23 protein-coding genes are annotated in these 21,601 nt (G+C 60.2%); 14 read left to right on the forward strand and 9 right to left on the reverse strand.

The window, feature by feature from the left end:
- Positions 1–51: 51 nt before the first annotated feature.
- The 5 genes from glpX to LAN70_01910 all read right to left on the reverse strand — a co-directional run bounded on the left by glpX (position 52) and on the right by LAN70_01910 (position 4,165).
- Positions 52–1,086 carry a class II fructose-bisphosphatase gene (glpX, locus tag LAN70_01890; protein MBZ5509898.1) on the reverse strand — a complete coding sequence of 345 codons (1,035 nt, stop codon included), beginning with the start codon at positions 1,084–1,086 and terminating at the stop codon, positions 52–54.
- Between the two features lie 396 nt (positions 1,087–1,482).
- A complete protein-coding gene (locus LAN70_01895; GenBank protein ID MBZ5509899.1) occupies positions 1,483–1,800 on the reverse strand; it encodes a hypothetical protein in 318 nt (105 codons plus the stop codon).
- A 243-nt stretch (positions 1,801–2,043) separates the two neighbouring features.
- On the reverse strand, positions 2,044–2,406 hold the full coding sequence (locus tag LAN70_01900) for a hypothetical protein (protein ID MBZ5509900.1): 363 nt from the start codon (positions 2,404–2,406) through the stop codon (positions 2,044–2,046).
- A gap of 130 nt (positions 2,407–2,536) precedes the next feature.
- A complete protein-coding gene (locus tag LAN70_01905; protein MBZ5509901.1) occupies positions 2,537–3,715 on the reverse strand; it encodes an acyl-CoA dehydrogenase family protein in 1,179 nt (392 codons plus the stop codon).
- A gap of 72 nt (positions 3,716–3,787) precedes the next feature.
- Positions 3,788–4,165, reverse strand: coding sequence for a cupin domain-containing protein (locus LAN70_01910; GenBank protein MBZ5509902.1), 378 nt, complete (start codon positions 4,163–4,165; stop codon positions 3,788–3,790).
- Positions 4,166–4,317: 152 nt separating this feature from the next.
- Here LAN70_01910 and LAN70_01915 point away from each other — a divergent pair, with 152 nt between their 5' ends.
- The 7 genes from LAN70_01915 (at position 4,318) to LAN70_01945 (ending at position 9,592) form a co-directional block, all read left to right on the forward strand.
- Entirely contained in the window at positions 4,318–5,379 is a 1,062-nt protein-coding gene (locus LAN70_01915; protein ID MBZ5509903.1) for a hypothetical protein, read from the forward strand.
- Between the two features lie 228 nt (positions 5,380–5,607).
- Positions 5,608–6,153 carry a hypothetical protein gene (locus LAN70_01920; protein MBZ5509904.1) on the forward strand — a complete coding sequence of 182 codons (546 nt, stop codon included), beginning with the start codon at positions 5,608–5,610 and terminating at the stop codon, positions 6,151–6,153.
- Position 6,154: 1 nt separating this feature from the next.
- Positions 6,155–7,915, forward strand: coding sequence for a carbamoyltransferase (locus tag LAN70_01925; GenBank protein MBZ5509905.1), 1,761 nt, complete (start codon positions 6,155–6,157; stop codon positions 7,913–7,915).
- Between the two features lie 4 nt (positions 7,916–7,919).
- A complete protein-coding gene (locus LAN70_01930; protein ID MBZ5509906.1) occupies positions 7,920–8,096 on the forward strand; it encodes a DUF5989 family protein in 177 nt (58 codons plus the stop codon).
- Positions 8,097–8,221: 125 nt separating this feature from the next.
- Positions 8,222–8,401, forward strand: coding sequence for a hypothetical protein (locus LAN70_01935; protein MBZ5509907.1), 180 nt, complete (start codon positions 8,222–8,224; stop codon positions 8,399–8,401).
- A gap of 173 nt (positions 8,402–8,574) precedes the next feature.
- Positions 8,575–9,138 carry an NADH-quinone oxidoreductase subunit B gene (locus LAN70_01940; GenBank protein ID MBZ5509908.1) on the forward strand — a complete coding sequence of 188 codons (564 nt, stop codon included), beginning with the start codon at positions 8,575–8,577 and terminating at the stop codon, positions 9,136–9,138.
- A 145-nt stretch (positions 9,139–9,283) separates the two neighbouring features.
- On the forward strand, positions 9,284–9,592 hold the full coding sequence (locus tag LAN70_01945) for a Rieske (2Fe-2S) protein (protein ID MBZ5509909.1): 309 nt from the start codon (positions 9,284–9,286) through the stop codon (positions 9,590–9,592).
- 96 nt (positions 9,593–9,688) lie between these two features.
- Here LAN70_01945 and LAN70_01950 read toward each other — a convergent pair whose 3' ends face one another.
- Positions 9,689–9,832 (reverse strand): hypothetical protein, encoded by a 144-nt coding sequence (locus LAN70_01950; GenBank protein MBZ5509910.1) that lies wholly within the window; start codon positions 9,830–9,832, stop codon positions 9,689–9,691.
- Positions 9,833–10,061: 229 nt separating this feature from the next.
- Between LAN70_01950 and LAN70_01955 the strand changes: the two genes are divergently transcribed.
- The 5 genes from LAN70_01955 to LAN70_01975 all read left to right on the forward strand — a co-directional run bounded on the left by LAN70_01955 (position 10,062) and on the right by LAN70_01975 (position 13,756).
- Positions 10,062–10,583 (forward strand): helix-turn-helix domain-containing protein, encoded by a 522-nt coding sequence (locus tag LAN70_01955; protein ID MBZ5509911.1) that lies wholly within the window; start codon positions 10,062–10,064, stop codon positions 10,581–10,583.
- Entirely contained in the window at positions 10,580–11,164 is a 585-nt protein-coding gene (locus tag LAN70_01960) for a hypothetical protein (protein ID MBZ5509912.1), read from the forward strand. Before LAN70_01955 ends, LAN70_01960 begins: the two co-directional genes overlap by 4 nt.
- A gap of 163 nt (positions 11,165–11,327) precedes the next feature.
- Entirely contained in the window at positions 11,328–12,785 is a 1,458-nt protein-coding gene (locus LAN70_01965) for a flotillin family protein (GenBank protein ID MBZ5509913.1), read from the forward strand.
- Between the two features lie 15 nt (positions 12,786–12,800).
- Positions 12,801–13,031, forward strand: coding sequence for a hypothetical protein (locus LAN70_01970; protein ID MBZ5509914.1), 231 nt, complete (start codon positions 12,801–12,803; stop codon positions 13,029–13,031).
- A gap of 44 nt (positions 13,032–13,075) precedes the next feature.
- A complete protein-coding gene (locus LAN70_01975; GenBank protein MBZ5509915.1) occupies positions 13,076–13,756 on the forward strand; it encodes a PspA/IM30 family protein in 681 nt (226 codons plus the stop codon).
- An 85-nt stretch (positions 13,757–13,841) separates the two neighbouring features.
- Here LAN70_01975 and rmuC read toward each other — a convergent pair whose 3' ends face one another.
- Complete coding sequence (rmuC, locus tag LAN70_01980) at positions 13,842–15,296, reverse strand: DNA recombination protein RmuC (GenBank protein ID MBZ5509916.1); 1,455 nt, start codon at positions 15,294–15,296, stop codon at positions 13,842–13,844.
- A 74-nt stretch (positions 15,297–15,370) separates the two neighbouring features.
- Between rmuC and LAN70_01985 the strand changes: the two genes are divergently transcribed.
- Positions 15,371–16,177 carry a CAP domain-containing protein gene (locus LAN70_01985; protein MBZ5509917.1) on the forward strand — a complete coding sequence of 269 codons (807 nt, stop codon included), beginning with the start codon at positions 15,371–15,373 and terminating at the stop codon, positions 16,175–16,177.
- A gap of 634 nt (positions 16,178–16,811) precedes the next feature.
- On the opposite strand, the gene ispG is transcribed toward LAN70_01985, so the two are convergent.
- The gene (gene ispG / locus LAN70_01990) at positions 16,812–18,056 is read right to left on the reverse strand and encodes a flavodoxin-dependent (E)-4-hydroxy-3-methylbut-2-enyl-diphosphate synthase (protein MBZ5509918.1); all 1,245 of its coding nucleotides are present in this window, start codon (positions 18,054–18,056) and stop codon (positions 16,812–16,814) included.
- A gap of 271 nt (positions 18,057–18,327) precedes the next feature.
- Here ispG and LAN70_01995 point away from each other — a divergent pair, with 271 nt between their 5' ends.
- Entirely contained in the window at positions 18,328–20,040 is a 1,713-nt protein-coding gene (locus LAN70_01995; GenBank protein ID MBZ5509919.1) for a tetratricopeptide repeat protein, read from the forward strand.
- 217 nt (positions 20,041–20,257) lie between these two features.
- Here LAN70_01995 and rseP read toward each other — a convergent pair whose 3' ends face one another.
- Positions 20,258–21,595: an RIP metalloprotease RseP gene (gene rseP / locus LAN70_02000; protein MBZ5509920.1), complete on the reverse strand. Its 1,338-nt coding sequence runs from the start codon at positions 21,593–21,595 to the stop codon at positions 20,258–20,260.
- Positions 21,596–21,601: the final 6 nt, after the last annotated feature.

Raw genomic sequence — 21,601 nt, forward strand, 5'->3', positions numbered from 1 at the left:
CGCGACGCCGTTCTCAAACCGAACACCGAAAACCGATGACCGATAACCAGCCTACGAGAAGCGAATCTTCACATCCTTGTGCTTCTCCAGGTGGATGCTGTCAATGAAGCGGATCTTGCCGGTGGACTTGGTCATGATCAGCGACGAGGTGCGCACGCCTTCGCCGAAGAAGCGCACGCCGCGCATGAGCGCGCCGTCGGTGACGCCGGTGGCGGCAAAGATGAGCTGCTTGCCGGGCGCCAGTTCCTCGGCGGTATAGACCTTGTTTTTGTCCTTGATCCCCATCTTGGCGATGCGCTCTTCCAGCGCCGGCTTGTCAATCACCAGCCGCCCCAGCATGTAGCCATTGAGACAGCGCATAGCCGCCGCGGTCAGCACGCCTTCGGGTGCGCCGCCTGAGCCCATGACGGCGTGCACGCCGGTGCCGATCACGGCCGCGGAAATTCCGGCGGACAGGTCGCCGTCGCTGATCAGCTTGATGCGCGCGCCCGCCTTGCGAATGTCGTTGATCAGCTTTTCGTGCCGCGGCCGGTCGAGCACGATCACCACCAGGTCATCCACGTCGCGTCCCAGGCGCTGGGCGATGTTCTTCAGGTTGTCGGCGACCGGCGCATCCATGTCCACGGCGCCGTGGCACGACGGCCCGACCACGATCTTGTCCATGTAGCAATCGGGAGCATTGAGCAGTCCGCCGCGCTCCGACGCCGCCAGCACGGTGATAGCGCCCGGCGATCCGGTGGCGCACAGGTTGGTGCCTTCCAGGGGATCGACGGCGATGTCAACCTCGGGCACGGGCTGGCCGTCACGGAACTCGGCGCCGACTTTTTCGCCGATATAGAGCATGGGCGCCTCGTCGCGCTCGCCCTCGCCGATGACGATGGTGCCCTTCATCGGCACGGTATCCATGGTCCGGCGCATCGCCTCGGTGGCGACATGGTCGGAATACTTGCGCTCCCCCTGGCCCATGCTGCGGGCCGAGGCGATGGCGGCATTCTCGACAACGCGCAGAAATTCCAGCGCGAGGTCGCTCTCGAGGTTGACACCGAATTGTTTGGCCGACTTGGTGGGTACCTGGGTAGTAGCCATGAATGCCTCCTCACGCGACGATGAGTTCCGTTCCCCGGCCGCCAGTTCTGCTGCGAGGCGGCGAAGAAGGGGAATGATGCGCCTCCGCTAAACCCGCGTCAATAGCGCTGTGCGGGAATAAATTCGGCCATGGCGGGTTCTCTACCATGCAAAGCGAACACGGTGGCGCCGCCGGCAAGACATAACCACAGACGGCACAGAGATTCACAGAGAAAAGGTGAATGGCAAACAAGTATGCAGGCACAACGAGAATTGCGAACCGATGCGGGGGATCTCTTTGCGTACTTGCCTCTGCGCACCCCAGTGTCCTCTGTGGTTAACGATGTGATCCAAATTTCGGATTCGAGGAGGTTGGAAATGGTTTTCCTGGAAGCCGTGGCTTGGGGCTGTTGTATCTCAGGCAGAGCGCTTGGTACGTGCGGCAATCAGCGACTGCAAGCTCGCAACCAGCGCCGCAGCTCCTTCGGTGAGTTCCAAATGAGCGTCGCCGGTCCATGCGAAGTCCTCATCCCCGGAACGGAGCACGAGCACGGGAATGCGCCAGCGCTCGCTCACATCGGCGGCAAAGAGCTGCTTCTCGGTGAAGGAAAACGAATGGCCGACCACGACGGCGGAGAATTCGTGGTTTTCCAGCAAATCGAGGGCGCCAAACGTGGTGGCGACCGAGGTCACATCGAAACCGGCGCGCTCCAGCAGGTTGTGGCGTGCGGCCAACAGTCGATGATCGCAACTGACGGACAGGACACGAGGCCGAATCAAAATGGCACCTCACCCATGGGCCGCAGATCGGCCCACTTATATCAACACGACGTTACGGGCAGGGACGCGGTGAGGCAAGTTACCAAAGGCACTGAAAGCCGCAATACACGGGCATTCCGGCCGGTTGCGCCCTATTTCACCTGTACTCTCAACGGTGTGACACACGTCCGCCGGCGTGCGTTTCTTGAATGAGGGAGATTAGGCCGATCGCCTTCGCGGACTGAGAATCACGCGATTGAGGACTGCGATCAACTCGGCAGCACCATGCGTGATTTCGACAAGGGCGTCGGCGGTGAGTTGGTGGTCGGCATTGCCCTCGTACAGGACAATGACCGGAATGTGCCAGCGCTCGCCCACTTCGGCGGCAAAGAGCTGCTTCTCAGTAAAAGGAAAACATTGGCCGACCACCACCGCAGAGAAATGGCCTGTTGCAAGCGTTTTCAGGCCTTCATACGTCGTGGAGACGGAGGTCACAGTGAATCCAGCGTCTTCGAGCAGCGAGTGGCGCGCCAGCAGCAGGCGGCGGTCAATACCAGCAGAGAGGACGTGCGGACCGGTCATACTGCACCTCGGGGCCTCCGCGCGGGCCCACATCTATGATGCCAAAATATCCGGTGGCGCAAGTCGGCGCAAGTGACCAAAGGAGTACTCCGACGCCACCCCCTGCGCTCGACGGTTGCGGAACCCGTCCCTAGAAAGCATCGATTCCAGTGATGCTGTTCCCGATGATCAGGGTGTGGACGTCGTGCGTGCCTTCGTAGGTCTTAACCGACTCGAGGTTGGCCATGTGGCGGAAGACCGGGTACTCGTCGGCGATGCCATTGGCGCCCAGGATGTCGCGGGCCATGCGGGCGGATTCCAGCGCCATCCACACGTTGTTCCGCTTCGCCATCGAGATGTGTTGCGGGCGTGCCTTGCCCTGGTCCTTTAACCGCCCGACCTGCAGCGCCAGCAACTGCGCCTTGGTGATCTCGTTGATCATCCACACCAGCTTTTCCTGGACGAGCTGGTGGGAGGCGATGGGCTGGTCGCGGAACTGCTTGCGGAAGCCGGCGTACTGCAGAGCGGTGTCGTAACACGCCATGGCCGCGCCGATCGCGCCCCACGCGATGCCGTAGCGCGCCTGGTTCAGGCACATCAGCGCCGACTTCAGGCCGTCGGTTTTGGGCAGCAGGTTGCAGGCGGGGATGCGCACGTCTTGCAGTGACAGGCTGGAGGTCACGCTGGCGCGCAGCGACCACTTGCCGTGCACGTCGGCGGCGCGGAAACCGGGGCGGTCGGTTTCGACCAGGAAGCCGCGGACTTTTCCGTTTTCCTCCTCATTCTTCGCCCAGATCACTGCTACCTGCGCGATCGAGCCGGAGGTGATCCACATCTTTTCGCCATTGAGCACATAACTGTCGCCGTCGCGACGGGCGCGGGTGCGCATGGCGGCGGGATTGGACCCGGCATCGGGCTCAGTCAGGCCGAAGCAGCCGATGGCCTCGCCCTTCTGCAGCGCGGGCAGCCACCGATTTTTCTGCTCGTCGCCCCCGAAGGTGTAGATGGGGTACATGACCAGCGCCGACTGCACGCTGGCGAAGGAGCGGACGCCGCTGTCACCGCGCTCCATCTCCTGCATGACCAGGCCGTATTCAACATTCGACATCTCGGCGCAGCCGTAGCCCTTCAGGTTGGCGCCGAAGAACCCGAGATCCGCCATCGGCTTCACCAGTTCGCGCGGGAAGCGGCCCTCGCGGTTGCACTGCTCGATGATGGGGATCAGGTTCTCTTCGATGAATTTGCGGGTATTGTCGCGGACGAGGAGTTCATCCGGGGAAAGCAGGGTGTCGAATTCCAGGAAGTCAACGCCGCGGAATTTGAGGGACATGGGAGCTCTCAGCTGTCAGCTATCAGCCATCAGCTGAACGTAAAAGCTAACAGCTAAGAGGCGGTTCAGCAATCACGCCGGTTGTCGCGTGTTCTCCGTGCGGCGCAGGTAGGCGTCATTCTTCGACAGCCAGTCCTGGCGCGGCGGGTAGAAGACGTCGAGGTCCACGGTGTCCTCCATGGCCTGCGCCTTGTGCGGCATGTGGGGCGGAATGCACAGCACCTCGCCGGCGTGGACGACGATCTCGCGGCCGTCAATCCAGAATTTGAGCGCGCCCTCCAGGATGTAGGTGAGCTGCTCGTTTTCGTGGCTGTGCTCGGGCACGATTACCCCTTTTTTCAGCAGCACGCGGGCGATCATCAGGTTCTCGCCGGTGATCATCTGCCGGTCCAGTTGGGGGTTGAGGTGCTCGAGTTCGACGTCGGTCCACTTCGTGTATTTCAGGGGCATGGGAAATCTCTCGCAAGGTCAATCGGTCTATCGGTCGATCGGTCCTCCTGATCACAGACGACCGATCGACTGAAAGACCGAGAGACCTGTTTCGTAGTGTAAAATCAAAACCGACTCACAGAGCGCAATTATCGAGTATTAAGATCCGATAGATGAATTCATCGCCCCCTCTTTCCCGCACCCGGTTCGTTGTGTTCAGCATGATTCCGTTGATGCTCCTGCTGGTAACTGCCGAGGTAGGCCTGCGCCTTTACGACTGGGGGAGGGGAGCCGATGCGCATGCGAGAGCGTCGTGGTATTGGGGGTTTGTGCAGGATCGGTTCTTGGGTTACCGGCCCCGCCCCAATCTTTTGATCGTCCGGGTAGGTGGCAGGAACCGCATCGACACTAATGCGCAAGGGTTTCGAGATGCCGATCTGCCAATCCAATCCACCGGGCAAAGACGCCTCATCCTTTGCGTGGGGGAGTCCAGCACATGGGGAACGGGATCTTCAAGCCGGCTGACAACATGGCCCCATCAACTGCATGAGATTCTCAACCAAAAGGACTCCCGCTATGTCGTGTTTAATGCTGGCATGCCGGGTTATACCGTGGTAGAGAACCTGCAGCTACTCAATCTCCGCCTGCTGAAATACCGGCCGGAAGCGGTTGTGTACATGGGTTTTCGGAACGACATTGAATACTATATGCGCTCGTTGGATCAGGAAACCGACCTCAATCTGTATGCTCGCCGTTTGGCGCCTTTGCCGGCCTCGATGTTCAACAACCTGGTCATGCGGTCATCACTCATCGCGATGGCCGCGAGCCGACTTGGCGGTATCATCACATGGGACAAACAGACCGCCAAAGGAGAACCCAGCCCGGGACCACAACTGACTGCGCGCGGTGTGGAAACCTTTCGCGACCAAATCGCGCTGATGAAGGATCTCTGCGACCGTCACGGGATCAGGCTGATGTGGGTCGATCAACCGGTCAATTACGCGAAGAGAGGCGCCGCCGATCAGGAAGCCATCAAACTTGCACGCGCAGTGCTACACGACGAGTTGTCGAAGGATCGAATCCCTCTGCTGCAAGCGGCGGCCGTTTACGATTTCCAGCGGTTTCCGCTCATTGATGATGTTCACTATAGCGACGAGGGCAACCGATACCTTGCATCCATACTGGCTCCACAGATTCTGGCAGAACTGAACCAAGCCGCACCTCCCGCGCACTAGAGGGGAATGCGGCCCTTCAAAACAGGGTATCGATAAACGGCGCGATTCCGGCGCCGGAGAGGAAAAGCAATATCAATGTCACAGGTTGGCTGGCGGCACGCAACCTGCCGGACCCCGATATACATGTCGGTCGCGACCTTTGCGTATCCGCAATCTGTCCCGTGCCACGTGCCTGGCCCGACTCGACCCCTACCGCACCGCCAAGTTTGATGGCGGCGAAGTGATTACATGCATCCTTTCCTGCTCATCGCGACTTGGGTCACTTACTCAGCCGGCGCCGCGGCCGGAGGGATCGCCGTTCCTGCGCGGCGGCGCGTGAATCCGCATCCTTCGCTGTTCGAAACGGCACTCATCGCGGCGGCCGTGCTTGCCGCCGCCATGGCGCGCGCCACGTTATCGCCATGGCGTTCCGCGGTTTCCTGGTGCGCGGCATGGGCCACGATCGCGTTCGCACTGCGCTTTGTTTTGGCGCGCCGCCCCATCTTCGGGGCCGGCGGCAGCGGAGATTTTGTGCCGTTGCCGGCAAGCAGCGTGCCCCCGCATGCAACCGTCCTGGGACGCGCCTGGCAGTCGTGGAAGAGCTTCGGCCATGCCATGGCCGACTTCCAGGGCCGTGTCTTGCTCACCCTGTGTTATTTTACGCTGGTGCTTCCGCTGGCCATCGGCGTGACCCATTTCAAAGATCCCTTGGGCCTGCGCCACACCTCCACCCCCGCATGGCACGAGCGGCCCCCTGCTCCGGCGACTTTGGATGGAGCAAGGCGGCAGATGTAGCATGAACATCCTCGGCGTCTCCTGCTATTACCACGACTCCGCCGCCGCGCTGATCCAGAACGGCAAGCTGGCAGCGGCCTCCGAGGAGGAGCGTTTCAGCCGCAGGAAACACGATTGTGGCTTTCCGACGCGCGCCATCGAATTCTGTCTCCGCTTTGCCGGCATCAGCTCCCGCGATCTGGATTACGTGGTTTTTTACGAAAAGCCATTCCTGAAACTCGAACGCATTCTGTTCACCAGCCTCGGCGTATTCCCGCGTTCCTGGAATATCTTCCGGGAGGCTTCGATTAGCTGGATGCAGGACCGGCTGTGGGTGAAGAACCGGCTGGTCGAGTCCTTGCCGGTTCCCGCCGACCGCGTCTTGTTCGTGGACCACCACCTGGCGCACGCCGCGAGCGCATTCTTCTGCTCGCCGTTCACCGAAGCGGCAATCCTCACCGTGGACGGCGTCGGGGAATGGGCGACCAGCACCATCGGGCGTGCCACCGCCAAATGGGACCGAACCGGCAGCAATTCCATCCAGTTGACCCACGAACTCCGATTCCCGCATTCGCTCGGCCTGCTCTATTCGGCCTTTACCGGCTTTCTCGGATTTGAGGTGAACGAGGGCGAATACAAGGTCATGGGCATGTCCTGTTACGGCCAGCCGCGCTATCTGGACCGAATCGCCAAGCTGGCCTCGGTGAACGACGACGGCAGCCTCAGCCTGGACCTGGATTATTTCAGCTATCACTATTCCGCCGTGCGCAGCTACAACCGCCGTTTCCTGGACCTGTTCGGTCCCCCGCGCGACCCGCACTCGGAATTTTCCGTTGCCGACGGGTCGTCGTCCACCCAGGAATCGCAGCGCAACCAGTACTATGCCGACGTCGCCGCCAGCATTCAGCGTTTTACCGAAGACGTGCTCCTCAAGATGGCCTGCCATGTGCAGCGCGCGACCGGACTCAAGCAGCTCTGCATGGCCGGTGGCGTGGCGCTAAACAGCATGGCCAACGCGCGTATCCTGCGCGAAACGCCGTTTGAGGATCTGTTTATTCAACCGGCCGCCGGCGATTCCGGGGGCGCGGTTGGCGCGGCCCTGTATGCGTGGCATGTCTTGCTTGGCCATGACCGCGAATTTGTTCTGGAGAACGCTTATCTCGGCAGCAGTTACGAGGAGGCGGACATTGCGCGCGCCATCGGCGACGCGCCGCACCAGCGCTACGACGATTCCGCTGCTTTGGTGGAGCGGGTGGTCCAGGAACTGGAGGCGGGCAAGGTGGTGGGTTGGTTCCAGGGACGCGGTGAGTGGGGGCCGCGCGCCTTGGGTAACCGCAGCATTCTCGCCGACCCGCGCAGTGCGGCGATGAAAGACACCATCAATCGCAAGATCAAATTTCGCGAGCCGTTCCGCCCGTTTGCTCCCGTCGTTGCGGAGCAGGACGCCAGCCGCTTTTTTGACGGCCTGCCCGACGTCGCCCGCCAGTACCCGGCGCGGTACATGCTCCTGGTCCTGCCCTGGAAGCCGGGCGCCGCTGAAACCGTTCCCGCTGTGAACCACATGGGTACGGGCCGGGTGCAAACATTGCGCCGAGAATGGAATCCGTTGTATTACGATGCTCTCGATCAATTCGGGCAGGCGACAGGCACACCGGTGCTGCTCAACACCAGTTTTAACCTGCGCGGTGAACCGATCGTCTGCTCCCCGGTGGATGCCTGCAGGACGTTTCGCAACAGCGGGCTCGATTTGTTGGTCTTGAACAACTTCGTGGTGGTGAAATAAGCGAATGAGTATCTTGAATCAGGTCGCGGGACGCGCCAGCACGCTGGCGGAAGTCTTCTCTTTCCTGCGGGAACGCAAGCTGTGGTGGATGATGCCGCTCTTCATCTTGCTGCTCCTCCTCGGACTTATCATCGTGCTGGTGCAGTCCTCGGCCGTCGCCCCGTGGCTGTATCCGTTGTAGTGGCCTCTGCCGGATGGTTGAGCGGAGGCCGGCGCAGCAGTTGTTCGGCGATATGCGCAGCTACCATCCGCGCCCCGTTTTCGTTGAAGTGACAATCCTTGGTAAGGCGCATTCGGAGACAGTAAATGGCAAAAATCGCAAAGACCGCCGACCGCAAGAAGGTCATGGACACCACCAAGAGCACGGATTGCCCCAAGTGCGGCAAGCCGACCCGGATCGTGAAGCGGGTGAAGGACCGCGACCGCAACGTGCCCGGCGGGATCTACATTTCTTGTTCGGCGTGCGACTTTTATGAAAAACTTTAGAGGCGCAAGGCACAAGGCGCCAGGCTGAATGTTTCCTTTGGTTATGCCTTGCGCCTTGCGCCGAGAGCCGTGAGCCGATACCCTGTGACCGGAATCACATACCGGATGTTCGGCCGATTGCGACAATCAAACGGGCTAATGGCCAAGAGCTAATAGCTAAGAGCTGGGTTCCCATGTCCTCCTGGTTGCAAAACAAATTCGAAAAGAATTTTCTCATCAGCACGGTGGATTACGTCTTCAACTGGGCGCGGAAGTCGGCCATCTGGCCGATGACCTTCGGCCTGGCGTGCTGCGCCATCGAGATGATCGCCTCCTCCACCTCGCGCTTCGACATCGCGCGCTTCGGCAGCGAGGTGTTCCGTCCCAGCCCGCGGCAGAGCGATCTGATGATCGTCGCCGGCACGGTGACGCTGAAGATGGCGCCGGTGGTGAAGCGCATTTACGACCAGATGCCCGATCCCAAGTGGGTAATCTCCATGGGCGCGTGCTCTTCGGTCGGCGGGCCGTTCAATACCTACGCGGTGCTGCAGGGCGTGGACAAGATCGTGCCGGTGGACGTGTACGTGATCGGCTGCCCGCCGCGGCCGGAGAACCTGTTCTACGCGCTGCTCAAGCTGCAGGACAAGATTGACCAGATGTCGCTGGCCAAAAAGCCCACCGAAGTCCGCCTCGACCAAGACATGGCGGAGAACTTCAAGCGCCAGGTCATGATCGCGCAGACGCTGCAACCGAAATAGCTGTCAGCTCTCAGCTATCAGCTTTCAGCCAAACCAGCCCGACCTTCGAGTCGGGCTTTTGTTTTTCGTACGCGGGAAGATGATGTTGACGATGGCGAGTGCCGAGCTTAGTTCGTGTAAGCTGATGGCTGACAGCTGAGAGCTGATAGCCATGTGGCAAAAGATCGCAAGCAAATCCGACCTGCCGGGCGACGGCGAAGCCCGGGAGTTCACCCTCGGCGAGAAGGTCGTCTGCATTGCCAGCGTTGACGGCACGTATGCGGCGATGGACAACGTCTGCGTGCACCGCGGCGGGCCGCTGGGGCAGGGAGTGATCCTGGACGGCAAAGTGGTCTGCCCATGGCACGGCTGGATGTACGACCCCAAGACGGGCGCCGCCGACGTCAGTCCCGATGCGCACGTGACGATTTATCCAATCAAGTTGGAAGGTGAGGACGTGTTGATCGAAGTCTAGACACGCTGATCACCACGGAGGCACGGAGGAATGAAGAATTAATAAGTCAGAATGAAGACTGCACGGGCGCATTCTGACTTCTCATTCTATTAACTGTCATTTTGGTTCTTTTGCCGCTTGTGCGGCCGCCGCGGCAAAGGTTGAGGCGACATACGCTGCCAGCACGCTGAGTGAGCCGCCGTAAACCGCCATCCAGGTCCACACCCAGTTCAGGTTCGTTTTTTCCCAAAGGCTGCGCACCGGCGACTCCGTGTGTCGCACGCCCCAATCAGTTGAACCCGCTCATTCGAGGTAAGTTCCGTAAAGATTGGTAAAGGCTTAGTGCGGTGCTTGCGCGCTTGCACGTACAAACATATGAGTGCGCTCGGAAGGACAAGCCTCTGGAGAAGTGGGCAATGCATTGAAAACACGGCAAATAAAGTTCTTGACTAATATTACATATTGCAATATACATATTGCGATTAGTAATATGAAACTCGGCGAGAAAATTCGCTACCTGCGGGAAGTCGAGGGCACGCTGCGCGGATTGGGCCGCGCCATGACCCAGCAGGAGGTCGTGGACGCCATCCGCGAGCGGCTGGGCCGGCCCATCAGCCAGTCGTACCTCTCGCAGATTGAAAGCGGCGCGCGCCCGCACCTGACCAACTCCAGCCGCATGTTGCTGGCGAAGTTCTTCAACGTGCACCCCGGCTACCTGGTGGACGATCCGGAGGGCTACCACACGGAGCTGCAGTCGGAGCTGCGCGCGTCGGAGGACAAGCTGGACTTGTGGCTGATCAACAGCGCCGAGCAGTTTCGCCGCGATCCCGAAGTGTGCGAGGCGCTGCTGGCCGTCGCCCGTCACGAGGATTCCCGCAAGTGCCTGCTGCTCCTGGAAGCGATTTTGGATGCGCCGAATCTGGCAGAGCGGTTGTTGCAGGTCTTGCGGCCGGAAAGGGCGGAACACGGATCCGAGAGGCGCACTACGCAAGCCGGGAGGCAAGAGTTATGAACTGGGCAGACGTGTACATGTTCTGTTTCCTGGTGGGATTCATTCTCAGCCTGCTGTCGTTGGTGGTAGGCGTATGGAACATTCACATTCCCGTATTCCATCACTTGCACCTGGACACGCATTTCGGGCACGCGCCCGGCGGCTTCAGTTTTTCCAACGCGATGGCGTTTCTGGCTTGGTTCGGCGGCGCCGGCTACCTGCTGACCGCCTGGGGAAAGGTGGGCACGCTGGCGGTGCTGGGCTTTGCTGCCATGGCGGGTCTCACCGGCGCGGCCATCGTCTTTATGTTCCTGGCCAAGGTGCTGATGCGCACCGACAGCGCGCTCTACGAGAGCGACTACCGCATGGACGGCGTGCTGGGGCGCGTGAGCAGCGGCATACGCGCGGGCGGCACCGGGGAAATCATTTTTTCGCAGGAGGGAGTACGCCGCACCTGCGGCGCACGCAGCGAGAACGGGACGGCGATCGCGCGCGGCACCGAAGTGATGATTACGCGTTACGAGAAGGGGATCGCCTACGTTCGCCCCTGGGAGGAGATGGCGAAGGAAGCGGGAGTGAGCGGGTCGATGGAAAGCAAGTAAGGCAACGACATTTCCGATTGCCGATTGCCGATTTTCGATTGTCGATTGCCGATTGAGTTCTGAGTTGTGAGTTCTGAGTTGTGAGCAAGACGCGTTCTGAGTTCCACCGATTTCTTTTGCTGGCCACTGGCAACTGACCACTGGCCACTGTCTAGGAGCGTATATGCAAATCGCAGCGGGGGTATGGGTGATGGTGGGACTGGCGATCATGGCCGTGCTCTTCATCATTGGAGTGCTGACGCGGCTGTACCGCATCGCCGGGCCCAACGAGGCGCTGGTCATCACCGGATTTCGTGGCCAGCAGGGAACGATTGTCAAAGCCGGCGGCAGGATCGTCTTTCCGCTGATCGAGCAGTGCCGGGTGCTGTCGCTGGAGCTGATGTCGTTCGACGTGGCGCCGCAACAGGATCTGTACACCAAGCAAGGCGTCGCGGTCACGGTGGAGGCGGTGGCGCAGATCAAGGTGAGGTCGGATCCGGAGTCCATCCGCACCGCCGCGGAGCAGTTCCTCAACAAGACGCCGCAAATCCGGGAGGGCCTGATCCGGCTGGTGATGGAAGGCCATCTGCGCGGCATCATCGGCCAGCTCACGGTGGAAGAGATCGTGAAACAGCCGGAGATGGTGGCGGAGCGCATGCGCTCCACCTGCGCCGACGACATGAACAAGATGGGCCTGGAAGTGATTTCCTTCACCATCAAGGAAGTGAAGGACAAGAACGATTACATTTCCAACATGGGCCGGCCCGACATCGCGCGCATCAAGCGCGATGCCGACATCGCCGCCGCCGAAGCCGAGCGCGACACGGCGATCAGGCGCGCTGTCGCCAAGCGCGAAGCCTCCGTGGCCGAAGCGCAGGCGGACCAGGAGCGCGTGCTGGCGCAGACTTTGTCGCAGGCCAAGCAGGCCGAGGCCACGCGCGACCTCAATGTCAAACAGGCGCAATACCTGGAAACCAGTAAGAAGCAGCAGGCGCAGGCTGACAAGGCGTACGACATCCAGACGCAGGTCATGCAGCAGCAGCTCACCGCCGAGCAAGTGCGCGTGCAGCAGGTGGAGCGCGAAGCGCAGGTCAAGGTGCAGGAAGCCGAGATCATGCGCCGCGAGAAGGAACTGATCGCCACCGTGCTTAAGCAGGCGGAGATCGAGCGCCAGCGCATCGAGACCCTGGCCGCGGCCGAGAAAGCCCGGCTCACGGTAGAGGCGGAAGGCAAGGCGTCTTCCATCCGCCAGCAGGGCGAGGCCGAAGCCGACATCATCTTCAAGAAGGGCGACGCCGAGGCGCGGGCGATGAACGTCAAGGCCGCGGCCTTCCAGGAGTACAACCAGGCGGCGGTCATTGACAAGCTGCTCACCGGTTTGCCGGAGATCGTAAGGGCGTTGTCGGCGCCGCTGGCGAATGTGGACAAGATCACCATCGTCAGCACGGGCAATGGCGATTCCGCCGGCATGAACAAGATCACCGGCGACATCGCGCAGATGGCGGCGCAGGTGCCGGCGCTGTTCGAGACCCTGAGCGGGATGAAGATGTCGGAGCTGCTCGGCAAGGTACGGCTGATCGGCGACAAGGGTGCGAAGCCGGATGCATCGAGTGAGGGCAAGGGCGCTGGGGCTGGCAAATAGTTGCGAGTCCCGAGTGTGACTCGACCCACATCTGCCAAAGGCGGGCAGATGTGGGGCACCAAGCGCGACGGAAGGAGTTCGGAGATGGAAAGAGCATATTTACTGATCGCGGGAATTCTGACGGGGGCGGCGGTCGGCCTGCTGAGTGGCCAGATTGCGGTGTGGATTCCGCTCGGCGTCGTCATGGGCATCGTGCTGTCGGCCAGCGCGCGGCGCCGCCCCAAACGTCCAGTCGAACCGCAGTAGCGGAAAGCTGATCGCTGAGAGCGGAAAGCTCAAAGGAGTTTGTCATGGCACTACTGGAACGAGTTGCAACCCTGGTCCGCGCCAATCTCAATGACCTGATTGACAAGGCGGAAGACCCCGAGAAGATGATCAAGCAGATCATCCTCGACATGCAGAACCAGCTCCTGCAGGTGAAGACGCAGGTGGCCATCGCCATCGCCGATCAGCACCTGCTGGAAAAGAAGCAGAAAGAGAACGCAGACGCCGCGTCCGAGTGGGTGCGGAAAGCGGAGCTGGCCGTGGACAAGAAGCAGGACGACCTGGCGCGCGTCGCGCTGGAGCGCTCCATCAGCTACAAGGAGCTGGCGGAAAGCTTCGCGCAGCAGGTGTCCGACCAGAAGGCGCAAGTCGAAAACCTGAAGACGGCGCTCAGCAAGCTGGATCAAAAGCTGGCGGAGGCGCAGAACAAGTGCGACATGCTGATCGCGCAGCATCGCCGGGCGCGCGCGCTGGGCAAGGCGAGCGACGCGCGGTCGAGCATGGTGGACAGCTCCAAGGCGGCCGGGTTCGACCGCATGAAGCGGCGCGTCGCCCATGACGAAGCGGTGAGCGAGGCCAAGGCCGAGTTGGCGGGCGACACCGTGGACGACAAGTTCGCCGCCCTGGAGAAAGAAGACGCCATCGAAAAGCTGCTGGCGGAGATCAAGAGCCGGCGCAGCGCTGGCACGAACCAGGCGGCGGGATAAGGGCGGCCACCGGAGCACAGTTGGCGGCCGATACGGGCGATTCGGCCGCCCGCCCCAAAATCATGGCGCTGAAAAAATGCGCCGATTACGGGCCGGCCGGTGATGACCGACCGGGCTGTTGCCCACTGGGTTCGGGGTTAGCCAGCGGCGGCGATTCTTCAGCGGACGCAGCGAGATCCAACTGTGCGCTCCAGTCATGGGCCTGCAGGGTGCGCGCCGTGCTCTCCACGGCTTCGATCTCAGGAATTTCTTCTCTTGCTGCGGCGCCGAGTTCGGTGAACTTGCGCGCGGAGGCAAGAACCCGGGTCTCCAGCGATCCAACCGTACTGTTGTAGGACTTTACGGCGCTGTCGAGGGCCCTCCCGACGCCGGCGAAGTGTCCAGCCATGGTGCGCAGGCGATCATAAAGCTCCTTGCCCAGGTCGCTAATCATCTGCGCGCTTTCCGCAATGGTTTCCTGCCGCCAGCCATAGGCCACGGCGCGCAGCAGCGCGATCAGGGTAGTCGGCGATGCCGGGATGACGCGCTGATTCACGCCTTCCTCGATTAACGCCGGATCCTGCGCCAGCGCCGCGCTGAAAAACGCTTCCCCCGGCAGGAACATGACGACAAACTCGGGTGTCGGCTGCAGGTGCTCCCAATAAGATTTTGCGCTCAGCTTCGCCAGGTGGGTACGAATCTGCGCTGCATGCGCGTCCAGTTTCGCGCGACGCACATCTTCGTCCTGTGCCTCGAGCGCTTCCAGGTAGGCGGAGAGCGGGGCCTTCGAATCCACGACGATGTTCTTGCCGCCGGGCAAGCGCACAATCATGTCGGGGCGCAGGCGGCCGTCCGCGGTGGTTACGGTTTCCTGCTCCGCGAAGTCGCAGTAAGGCAGCATGCCCGCGATCTCCACCACCCGTCGCAATTGGATTTCTCCCCAGCGGCCGCGGACCGTAGGAGAGCGCAACGCTTTCACCAAGTTGCCGGTTTCGGCCTGCAGCTTTTCCTGCGTCTGCTTCAGAGAGTTCACTTGCTCGCTCAGCGTGCTATACGCGGTGGTACGCGCGATTTCCAGCCGGCGAATTTCTTCGTTAAATTGGCCAAGCTTTTCCTGGATGGGTTGAACCAGGTCCGCGACCGCATCTTTTTCCGCGGTTGTCTCCGCTTTGATTGCTCCTAAGTTCTGATTGGCCAGCGCCAGGAACGCCTCATTGTTGTTGCGCAGAGCTGCGGAAGCGAGTGCGTCGAAGGCGTCCTTGAGTTTTTGGCTTGCCTGGTTCAGTAGTTCACGTTCCGCGACCATCCGCTCGCGCTCCGATTTCAATTCCGCCTCGGCGGTGGCCCGAGCCTGTTGTTCGACTGCGAGATTGGAGCGGACCGCGGACAATTCCGAGCGCGTGATCTCGGCCTGCGCTCGCACCGCCTTGAGGACGGATTCGGCTCCGACCGCCCGAATTTCCATTCCTGGTGACTTTTCGCGTCCGGCAAAATACGCGATCGCGGACCCAATGGCCACGCCGATCAGCAGCGGCACCATTGCGACTGCCCATTGGTCCATGATGTACTCCTTGAGCGGGAAGATCGCATGCTATCACAGGAGATTTCCACCGGGTTCGCGCATCCAATCGAGCGATGAAAATACGATTCCTGCTGATTTGTATCTTCGCCGTGTCGGCGACCCTTTCGGTCGCGGTTGCTACGGCCCAGCAGTTTGACAACCAGGCGGAGCCACAACTGGTGGACATGCTGAACCTGGAACGGGCTCGTGCCGGACTGCCCAGTTTGAAAACGGACGACCGCCTGACGCAAGCCGCGCGCGAACACTCGGTGCTGATGGCCAAGGCGAAGCAGTTATCGCACGAGTTTCCCGGCGAGCCGCCGCTGCCCAAGCGGCTGGCCGCGGCCAATCTCCGCTTCGACCGGGACGCCGAGAACGTTGCCTACGACTATTCCGTCGAGGCGGCGCATGAGGGGCTGATGCTGTCGGCGCCGCATCGTGCCAACATCCTCAGCCCGAATTACAACACGGTCGGCATCGGCGTGGTGCGCAGCGGCGACCTGCTGTGGGTGACGGAAGATTTTGCGCACCGGGTACAGGAATACTCGGTGAACGAGGCGGAAAACGCGATCATCGCCGCCTTCGAGCAAGAACGCCGGCGCGCGCACATCCCGCTGGCGCAGGTTGTCCGCATGCCGCAACTTCCGCGAATGGCGTGCGCCATGGCGCAGCAGGGACGGCTCGATTCGCGCACGCCGTTGGGCTTGCCCGAGGTTGATGCCGCGGTGGCGTACACCGAATCAGAGCCCTCCCAGCTTCCCCCCAATGCCGTGAAGATGGCGCACGATCTCAGCGTGAAGCGCTTTGCCGTCGGTGCCTGCTTCGCCGATAGCGCGCAGTATCCCACCGGTGTGTGGTGGGTGGTGATAGTCTTCTTTTAACTCACTTCGAAAGTAGAAATCCCGACAATTAAGAATCAAGAAGTCAGAAGTCAGAAAGCCGAAGTCAAAATGAAAAACCAGAATTGCCAAATCGCCATCGGCATTTGGTTTGGTCTGACTTCTTAAATTCTTACTTCTGACTTCTTACTTCCGCCATTCCCCCACTGGTTTTCACGAAAAAAATCTCGAACACGGAACCTTCCTCCCTCGTCTTCCGTATTAACAGACAGCTGGGACGGACGGCCTGCTAACCAAAAACGATATCCACCGTCCAAGGAAACAGGATCGGAGGAAGTTATGGACGCCAAGTACAACTGGATCATCGACAACACCGGCATCCGGCTGACCTTGAACATTGTGGGGTTTGTCATTTGGCTGCTGGCGTGCGCGGCCCTGCTGAGCTTCTAGCCGATCGCTCACGCGCCGCGAGTCTGGGGAGACCTTCCAACGCGCGTGCCGGGCCCCAGGGGCCAAAGCAGGGTTGATCGTCCACCGCGGCGGCGGCATCGTCCGTAGATCCGGCGACCGCAAATTCTTAACCACAGAGGACCCGGAGATTTGAGGGAGGGCATTCAACCCTCCAATGCCCTCGGTGTTTTCCCTCGGGCTTCGTGGTCTCTGTGGTTGGGAATTCTTATTGGATCGGAGCGGTGGTTTCCGCCTTACGCGCGTAGTGGGACGCAACGTAGTTGTCGAGAATGCGGATGAACTCCTCGACGATGTGATCGCCGCGCAGGGTCGTAGCGAGCTTCCCGTCAACAAACACCGGCGCGACCGGTTCCTCAAAGGTTCCCGGCAGCGAAATTCCGATGTTGGCGTGCTTGGATTCGCCCGGCCCGTTGACCACGCATCCCATGACCGCCAGCGTCATTTCCTCGACGCCTTCGTAGCGCTGCTTCCACGCCGGCATCTGCCGCCGGACGTAGGACTGGATGTCGTCCGCCAACTCCTGGAAAAAGGTGCTCGTGGTGCGGCCGCAGCCCGGACACGCCGTCACCTGCGGCAGGAAACTGCGGATGCCCAGCGATTGCAGAATCTGCTGCGCAACCGCCACCTCCTCGGTGCGGTCTCCGTTGGGTGCGGGGGTGAGTGAAACGCGAATCGTGTCGCCGATTCCTTCCTGCAGCAGCACGCCAATGCCGGCGGTGGAAGCCACCACGCCTTTGGTTCCCATGCCGGCTTCGGTCAGCCCCAGGTGCAGCGGGTAGTCGCAACGAGCGGCGAGGGCGCGATAAACGTCAATCAGGTCCTGCACGCCGCTGACCTTGGCGCTGAGAATGACCTGGTCGCGCCGCAGCCCATATTTTTCCGCCAGTCCCGCCGAATTGAGCGCACTCACGATCATCGCTTCCATGGTGACGTCGCGCGCTTCCCGGGGTTCCGCCTGCCGCGAGTTTTCGTCCATCATGCGCGTCAACAGCGCCTGGTCCAGCGAACCCCAGTTCACGCCGATGCGCACCGGCTTCTGGTTTGCGACTGCGACTTCGATCATGGTGCGGAAATTGTCGTCGTCCTTGCGCCCCACGCTGACATTGCCGGGATTGATGCGGTACTTCGCCAGCGCGCGCGCGCACGCGGGATACTTTTTGAGCAGCAGATGGCCGTTGTAGTGAAAATCGCCGACGATGGGAACGTTGACACCGCGGCGGTCCAGCAGATCCAGGATGCGGGGCACGGCTTCGGCGGCGGCATCGTTGTTGACCGTGATCCGCACCAGCTCCGAGCCGGCGCGCGCCAGCGCTTCCACCTGCTGCGCGGTCGCCAGCGCATCCGCGGTATCGGTGTTGGTCATGGATTGCACCACCACCGGCGCGTCCGACCCGACGCGCACCCCGCCCACCTCGGCGGTCACAGTCTTCCTGCGGTGAATCTCTGCCATGCATTGAGTGTAACAAGTCGTCGGTCCCCTCGGCTACGCTCGGGGCAGGCTTTGGTCGACGGTCGACGGCAAAAGCAAACCCGGCCGCGGGCGGCCGGGCTACATCTTGCGTTCATTCCGAGTTACCGACTATCCGGACAGTTGTCGCAAGCCGTAAGGCCAATAGGCCTGAAATTGACCGCTCAACATCTCGCAACCATTTTGAAGTCGGGCACCTTACAATGTTGAAAGGCTGACGGTTGGTCAGGCGGTGTGTCTCGACAATTCTCTGATGATGACCTCTCCTGCGATCGATTCGGCGGTATTGGAACTCGCCGAAGGACCTTTCTGTCTTTTCTGCGGAGCGGGCATTTCACTTTATTCTGATGTTCCGCTGGCAGGGACTCTGGTGACGGCGGTCTTAGACCTAGTAGGTATGAACGATGGCACGAAGAGTGAATTTTTAAGTGTCCAACTTCCATTCGAGTCTGTTATGGAGGTGCTCCTCCAAGCTACGGGACTGCAGGACCTGTTCAAGGTCTTTCAGGGTACGAAACCTAATCAAGACCACGTATTGTTCGCTCGGCTCGCGGCTCGCGGATTCCTGAGCACGGTTGTCACCACCAATTTCGATACGTTCCTCGAAGACAGTTTGAACGAGCAGGGCGTTCCCTTCGACCTTTACTACCGAGATCAAGAACTTCGGCGCATTTCATGGAATTCCGGAAGGGTCCAACTTCTAAAACTTCACGGCACATTGCGGGACCCAAGAAGTTTAGCCATTACTATCCGAGGAGTTGCGAATCAAACCCTAGTGGCTAATCGTGCTGAGGCTCTCCTGGAACTTCTCGGCCATCCTGGAATCAGGGTCATTCTTATAATTGGGTACAGTTGTTCCGACCGGTTTGATATTGGGCCTGCGATTCGCCGAGTACCGAGCACTTCTCAGAGAATCTTGTTTGTTCAGCATGTTGACGTTCCTCCAGCCGATGCTACGTTGGATGATATTGCTGTATGGGAGGAAAATCCATTTTCTAGGTTTGTCGGCAACGTACTGCGATGCAACGCAGATGACCTATTGAACGCAGCATGTGGCAGGCTCCTCGGCGCTCCGATTTCCGAACCGGTGCGACCCGCAGGGATTTGGCGTGACTACTTAACGCGTTGGCACAACAATGCGCTCTTCAAATACGGTAAGAATCTTAATAGTTACCTAGCGGGGCATCTGTTACAACGCGCCGGCCGCTACAAACGATCAACCGAGTTACTCGAACAGTTCGTCGCTGTGAATACTCAAATGGGTCTTCAGATCTCAGCTTTTCAAACGATCGGAGACAACTATCGCGACCTTGGAAGATGTCATGAGGCACTTGAGAATCTTCGAATTGCCCTGGAACTTAGCCGAGCTTGCCGGTTGCCATTAGGTCAAGCCCGCGCTTTGGGGAGCATCGGCATCGTGTTAGAGGACTTGGGCGACCATTCACGGGCTATTAGCTGTTACAAACGAGCGATGCGGCTCAGCAGAAGAGCTAGGAACAAGGAGATTGAGGGTAAGTGCAACGGCAACGCGGGCATAGCCTACAAATCCATCGGTGACCGCAATAGCCTAATGAAATCTGTTCTCTATCACGAGAATGCTTTGAGAATCGCAAGAATCATAGGCGATAAAGCGAGCGAAGGAAGGACTCTCGGAAATTTGGGCGTGACACATAAGTATCTCGACGACACTCAAAAGGCTCTGGACTATTACAAGCAGGCATTGTCGATAGCTGAGGATCTAGGCGACGTGAGGCACATCGGAATCTGGACGGCAAATGCCGGGATGGACATTGTAGACGTTTCCCCGTTGGCAGCCCGGAATTATCTGGAACGTGCGATAAGGATTTTCTCCAACCTTGACTTGCATCACTATGTCAAGGAATGTGAGGACTCGCTTAAGAAGATTAAGGTCAATCCTGATGCCAGTTCGAGTCCCGGCCCTACGATGGACGGAGAAGCGCAATAGGGTTGGGGCCGAGCACTCGGCCTTCTAGACCTGACATGATACGACTAAGAATAATACATAGAGAACCCAAAGCGGCTAGGAGTGAATAAAGTCAGAGCTTTTGCGATTCCTTCTGGATCACGGGCAAAGTAGAAACTATCCCAGCGACGAGCTTGCCGGAACTACCCGAATCCGATATGTGAGATGGGTTTCTAGTTCCTAGCCACTGACCACTGTCTTACGGCAATCTCTGCAAACTCGGTATGGTCTTCGCCAGATCGTTGTAGATGACGATCACGGCGAACAGGATCAGCAGCACGAAGGCGAGCTGGTAGATGCGCTCCTTCAAACGCAGGCTGATGTCGCGCCGCCGGATTCCTTCGATTGCCAGGAACAGAATCATTCCGCCATCCAGGATGGGGAAGGGGAACAGGTTGAAGATCGCCAGGTTCAGGCTGATCGCCGACATCAACTGCAGCAGCGGCGTCCAGCCCTGTTGCCGGGCCGCCTCGCCGGAGGCCTGCGCAATTCCGATCGGGCTGGAGAACTGTTTTACCGAGACCTTGCGCTGCACCATCTTCTCGACCAGTTCGATGATCAGGAAGGAGTTCTTCTTGTTCTGTTCCAGCGACTTGGCAAACGCCTTGCCGAAGGGAAGCTTGTCGCTGCGCATCGGCTCGGCCGCCTGGAAGCCCAGCCGGTAACGCTTCGTCCCCTGCACATCGGCCAGCACCGGCGTGATCTTCAAGGTCATCTCCGACCCGTTGCGCAGCACGCCCACGGTCACCGGGTTTTCCTTGTTGGCCTCTAGCGCCGCCAGTAATGCCTCGATGGAGCGCACCGGCTTGCCGTTAATGCTGGCGACGATGTCGCCCGGCTGCATGCCCGCCTTGGCGGCCGGCATGGAATCATCCACCTTGCCGACCTGGATCTGCCGGTTGGGGATCAAGCCCATCTCCCCGATTTCGCTCGGCCCCACCGCCTTGGGAACGATTTGTTTTTCGGTGACGACGCTGCCGTGCTGCACCGAGATGTCGAGCGGGTGCCCGGGACTCAGCATCGCCTTCAGCAGCACATCTTCCCAAGTGGGGTTCTGCTCTCCGTCCACCCGCACAATGAGGTCGCCCTGCTCGATGCCAGCCTTCTCCGCCGGCGAACCCGGCGCGACAAAGCCCACCACCGCCGGCTGCTCCAGATAAACCGGGTGCTCGTAGCGGACCATGAACACGCCGGTCAGCAAGCCGATGGCGAGCACGATGTTGGCGAAGGGCCCGGCGAAGGCGATGATGAACCGCTGCCAGCGCGGCTTGGAGGGAAACTCCCGCGGGTCACCGGTATGGGCCTCGAGCGGGTTTTCGCCCGCCATCTTGACGTAGCCGCCGAAGGGCAGAGCGTTAAAACGGTAATCGGTCTCGCCGTGCTTGATCCCGAACAGCCGTTTGCCAAAGCCGATGGCGAACTGCTCCACCCGCACGTCGAACAGTTTGGCGGCGGCAAAATGCCCGAACTCGTGCACGATGATCATGATCCCGAGCACGACGGCAACCGCCGCCAGGTCGACAAAGAAATTTTCCATCAAAGG

The sequence above is a fragment of the Terriglobia bacterium genome, assembly GCA_020072845.1.
Classification (GTDB): domain Bacteria; phylum Acidobacteriota; class Terriglobia; order Terriglobales; family Acidobacteriaceae; genus JAIQGF01.

Coding starts and splice junctions, on each gene's coding strand:
- LAN70_01995 (MBZ5509919.1), top strand. CDS start 18,328: ATGATGACCTCTCCTGCGATCGATTCGGCGGTATTGGAACTCGCCGAA.
- LAN70_01935 (MBZ5509907.1), top strand. CDS start 8,222: ATGGCAAAAATCGCAAAGACCGCCGACCGCAAGAAGGTCATGGACACC.
- LAN70_01915 (MBZ5509903.1), top strand. CDS start 4,318: ATGAATTCATCGCCCCCTCTTTCCCGCACCCGGTTCGTTGTGTTCAGC.
- LAN70_01985 (MBZ5509917.1), top strand. CDS start 15,371: ATGAAAATACGATTCCTGCTGATTTGTATCTTCGCCGTGTCGGCGACC.
- glpX (MBZ5509898.1), bottom strand. CDS start 1,086: ATGGCTACTACCCAGGTACCCACCAAGTCGGCCAAACAATTCGGTGTC.
- rmuC (MBZ5509916.1), bottom strand. CDS start 15,296: ATGGACCAATGGGCAGTCGCAATGGTGCCGCTGCTGATCGGCGTGGCC.
- LAN70_01930 (MBZ5509906.1), top strand. CDS start 7,920: ATGAGTATCTTGAATCAGGTCGCGGGACGCGCCAGCACGCTGGCGGAA.
- LAN70_01975 (MBZ5509915.1), top strand. CDS start 13,076: ATGGCACTACTGGAACGAGTTGCAACCCTGGTCCGCGCCAATCTCAAT.
- LAN70_01940 (MBZ5509908.1), top strand. CDS start 8,575: ATGTCCTCCTGGTTGCAAAACAAATTCGAAAAGAATTTTCTCATCAGC.
- LAN70_01920 (MBZ5509904.1), top strand. CDS start 5,608: ATGCATCCTTTCCTGCTCATCGCGACTTGGGTCACTTACTCAGCCGGC.
- LAN70_01900 (MBZ5509900.1), bottom strand. CDS start 2,406: ATGACCGGTCCGCACGTCCTCTCTGCTGGTATTGACCGCCGCCTGCTG.
- LAN70_01965 (MBZ5509913.1), top strand. CDS start 11,328: ATGCAAATCGCAGCGGGGGTATGGGTGATGGTGGGACTGGCGATCATG.
- LAN70_01960 (MBZ5509912.1), top strand. CDS start 10,580: ATGAACTGGGCAGACGTGTACATGTTCTGTTTCCTGGTGGGATTCATT.
- ispG (MBZ5509918.1), bottom strand. CDS start 18,056: ATGGCAGAGATTCACCGCAGGAAGACTGTGACCGCCGAGGTGGGCGGG.
- rseP (MBZ5509920.1), bottom strand. CDS start 21,595: ATGGAAAATTTCTTTGTCGACCTGGCGGCGGTTGCCGTCGTGCTCGGG.
- LAN70_01910 (MBZ5509902.1), bottom strand. CDS start 4,165: ATGCCCCTGAAATACACGAAGTGGACCGACGTCGAACTCGAGCACCTC.
- LAN70_01905 (MBZ5509901.1), bottom strand. CDS start 3,715: ATGTCCCTCAAATTCCGCGGCGTTGACTTCCTGGAATTCGACACCCTG.
- LAN70_01955 (MBZ5509911.1), top strand. CDS start 10,062: ATGAAACTCGGCGAGAAAATTCGCTACCTGCGGGAAGTCGAGGGCACG.
- LAN70_01925 (MBZ5509905.1), top strand. CDS start 6,155: ATGAACATCCTCGGCGTCTCCTGCTATTACCACGACTCCGCCGCCGCG.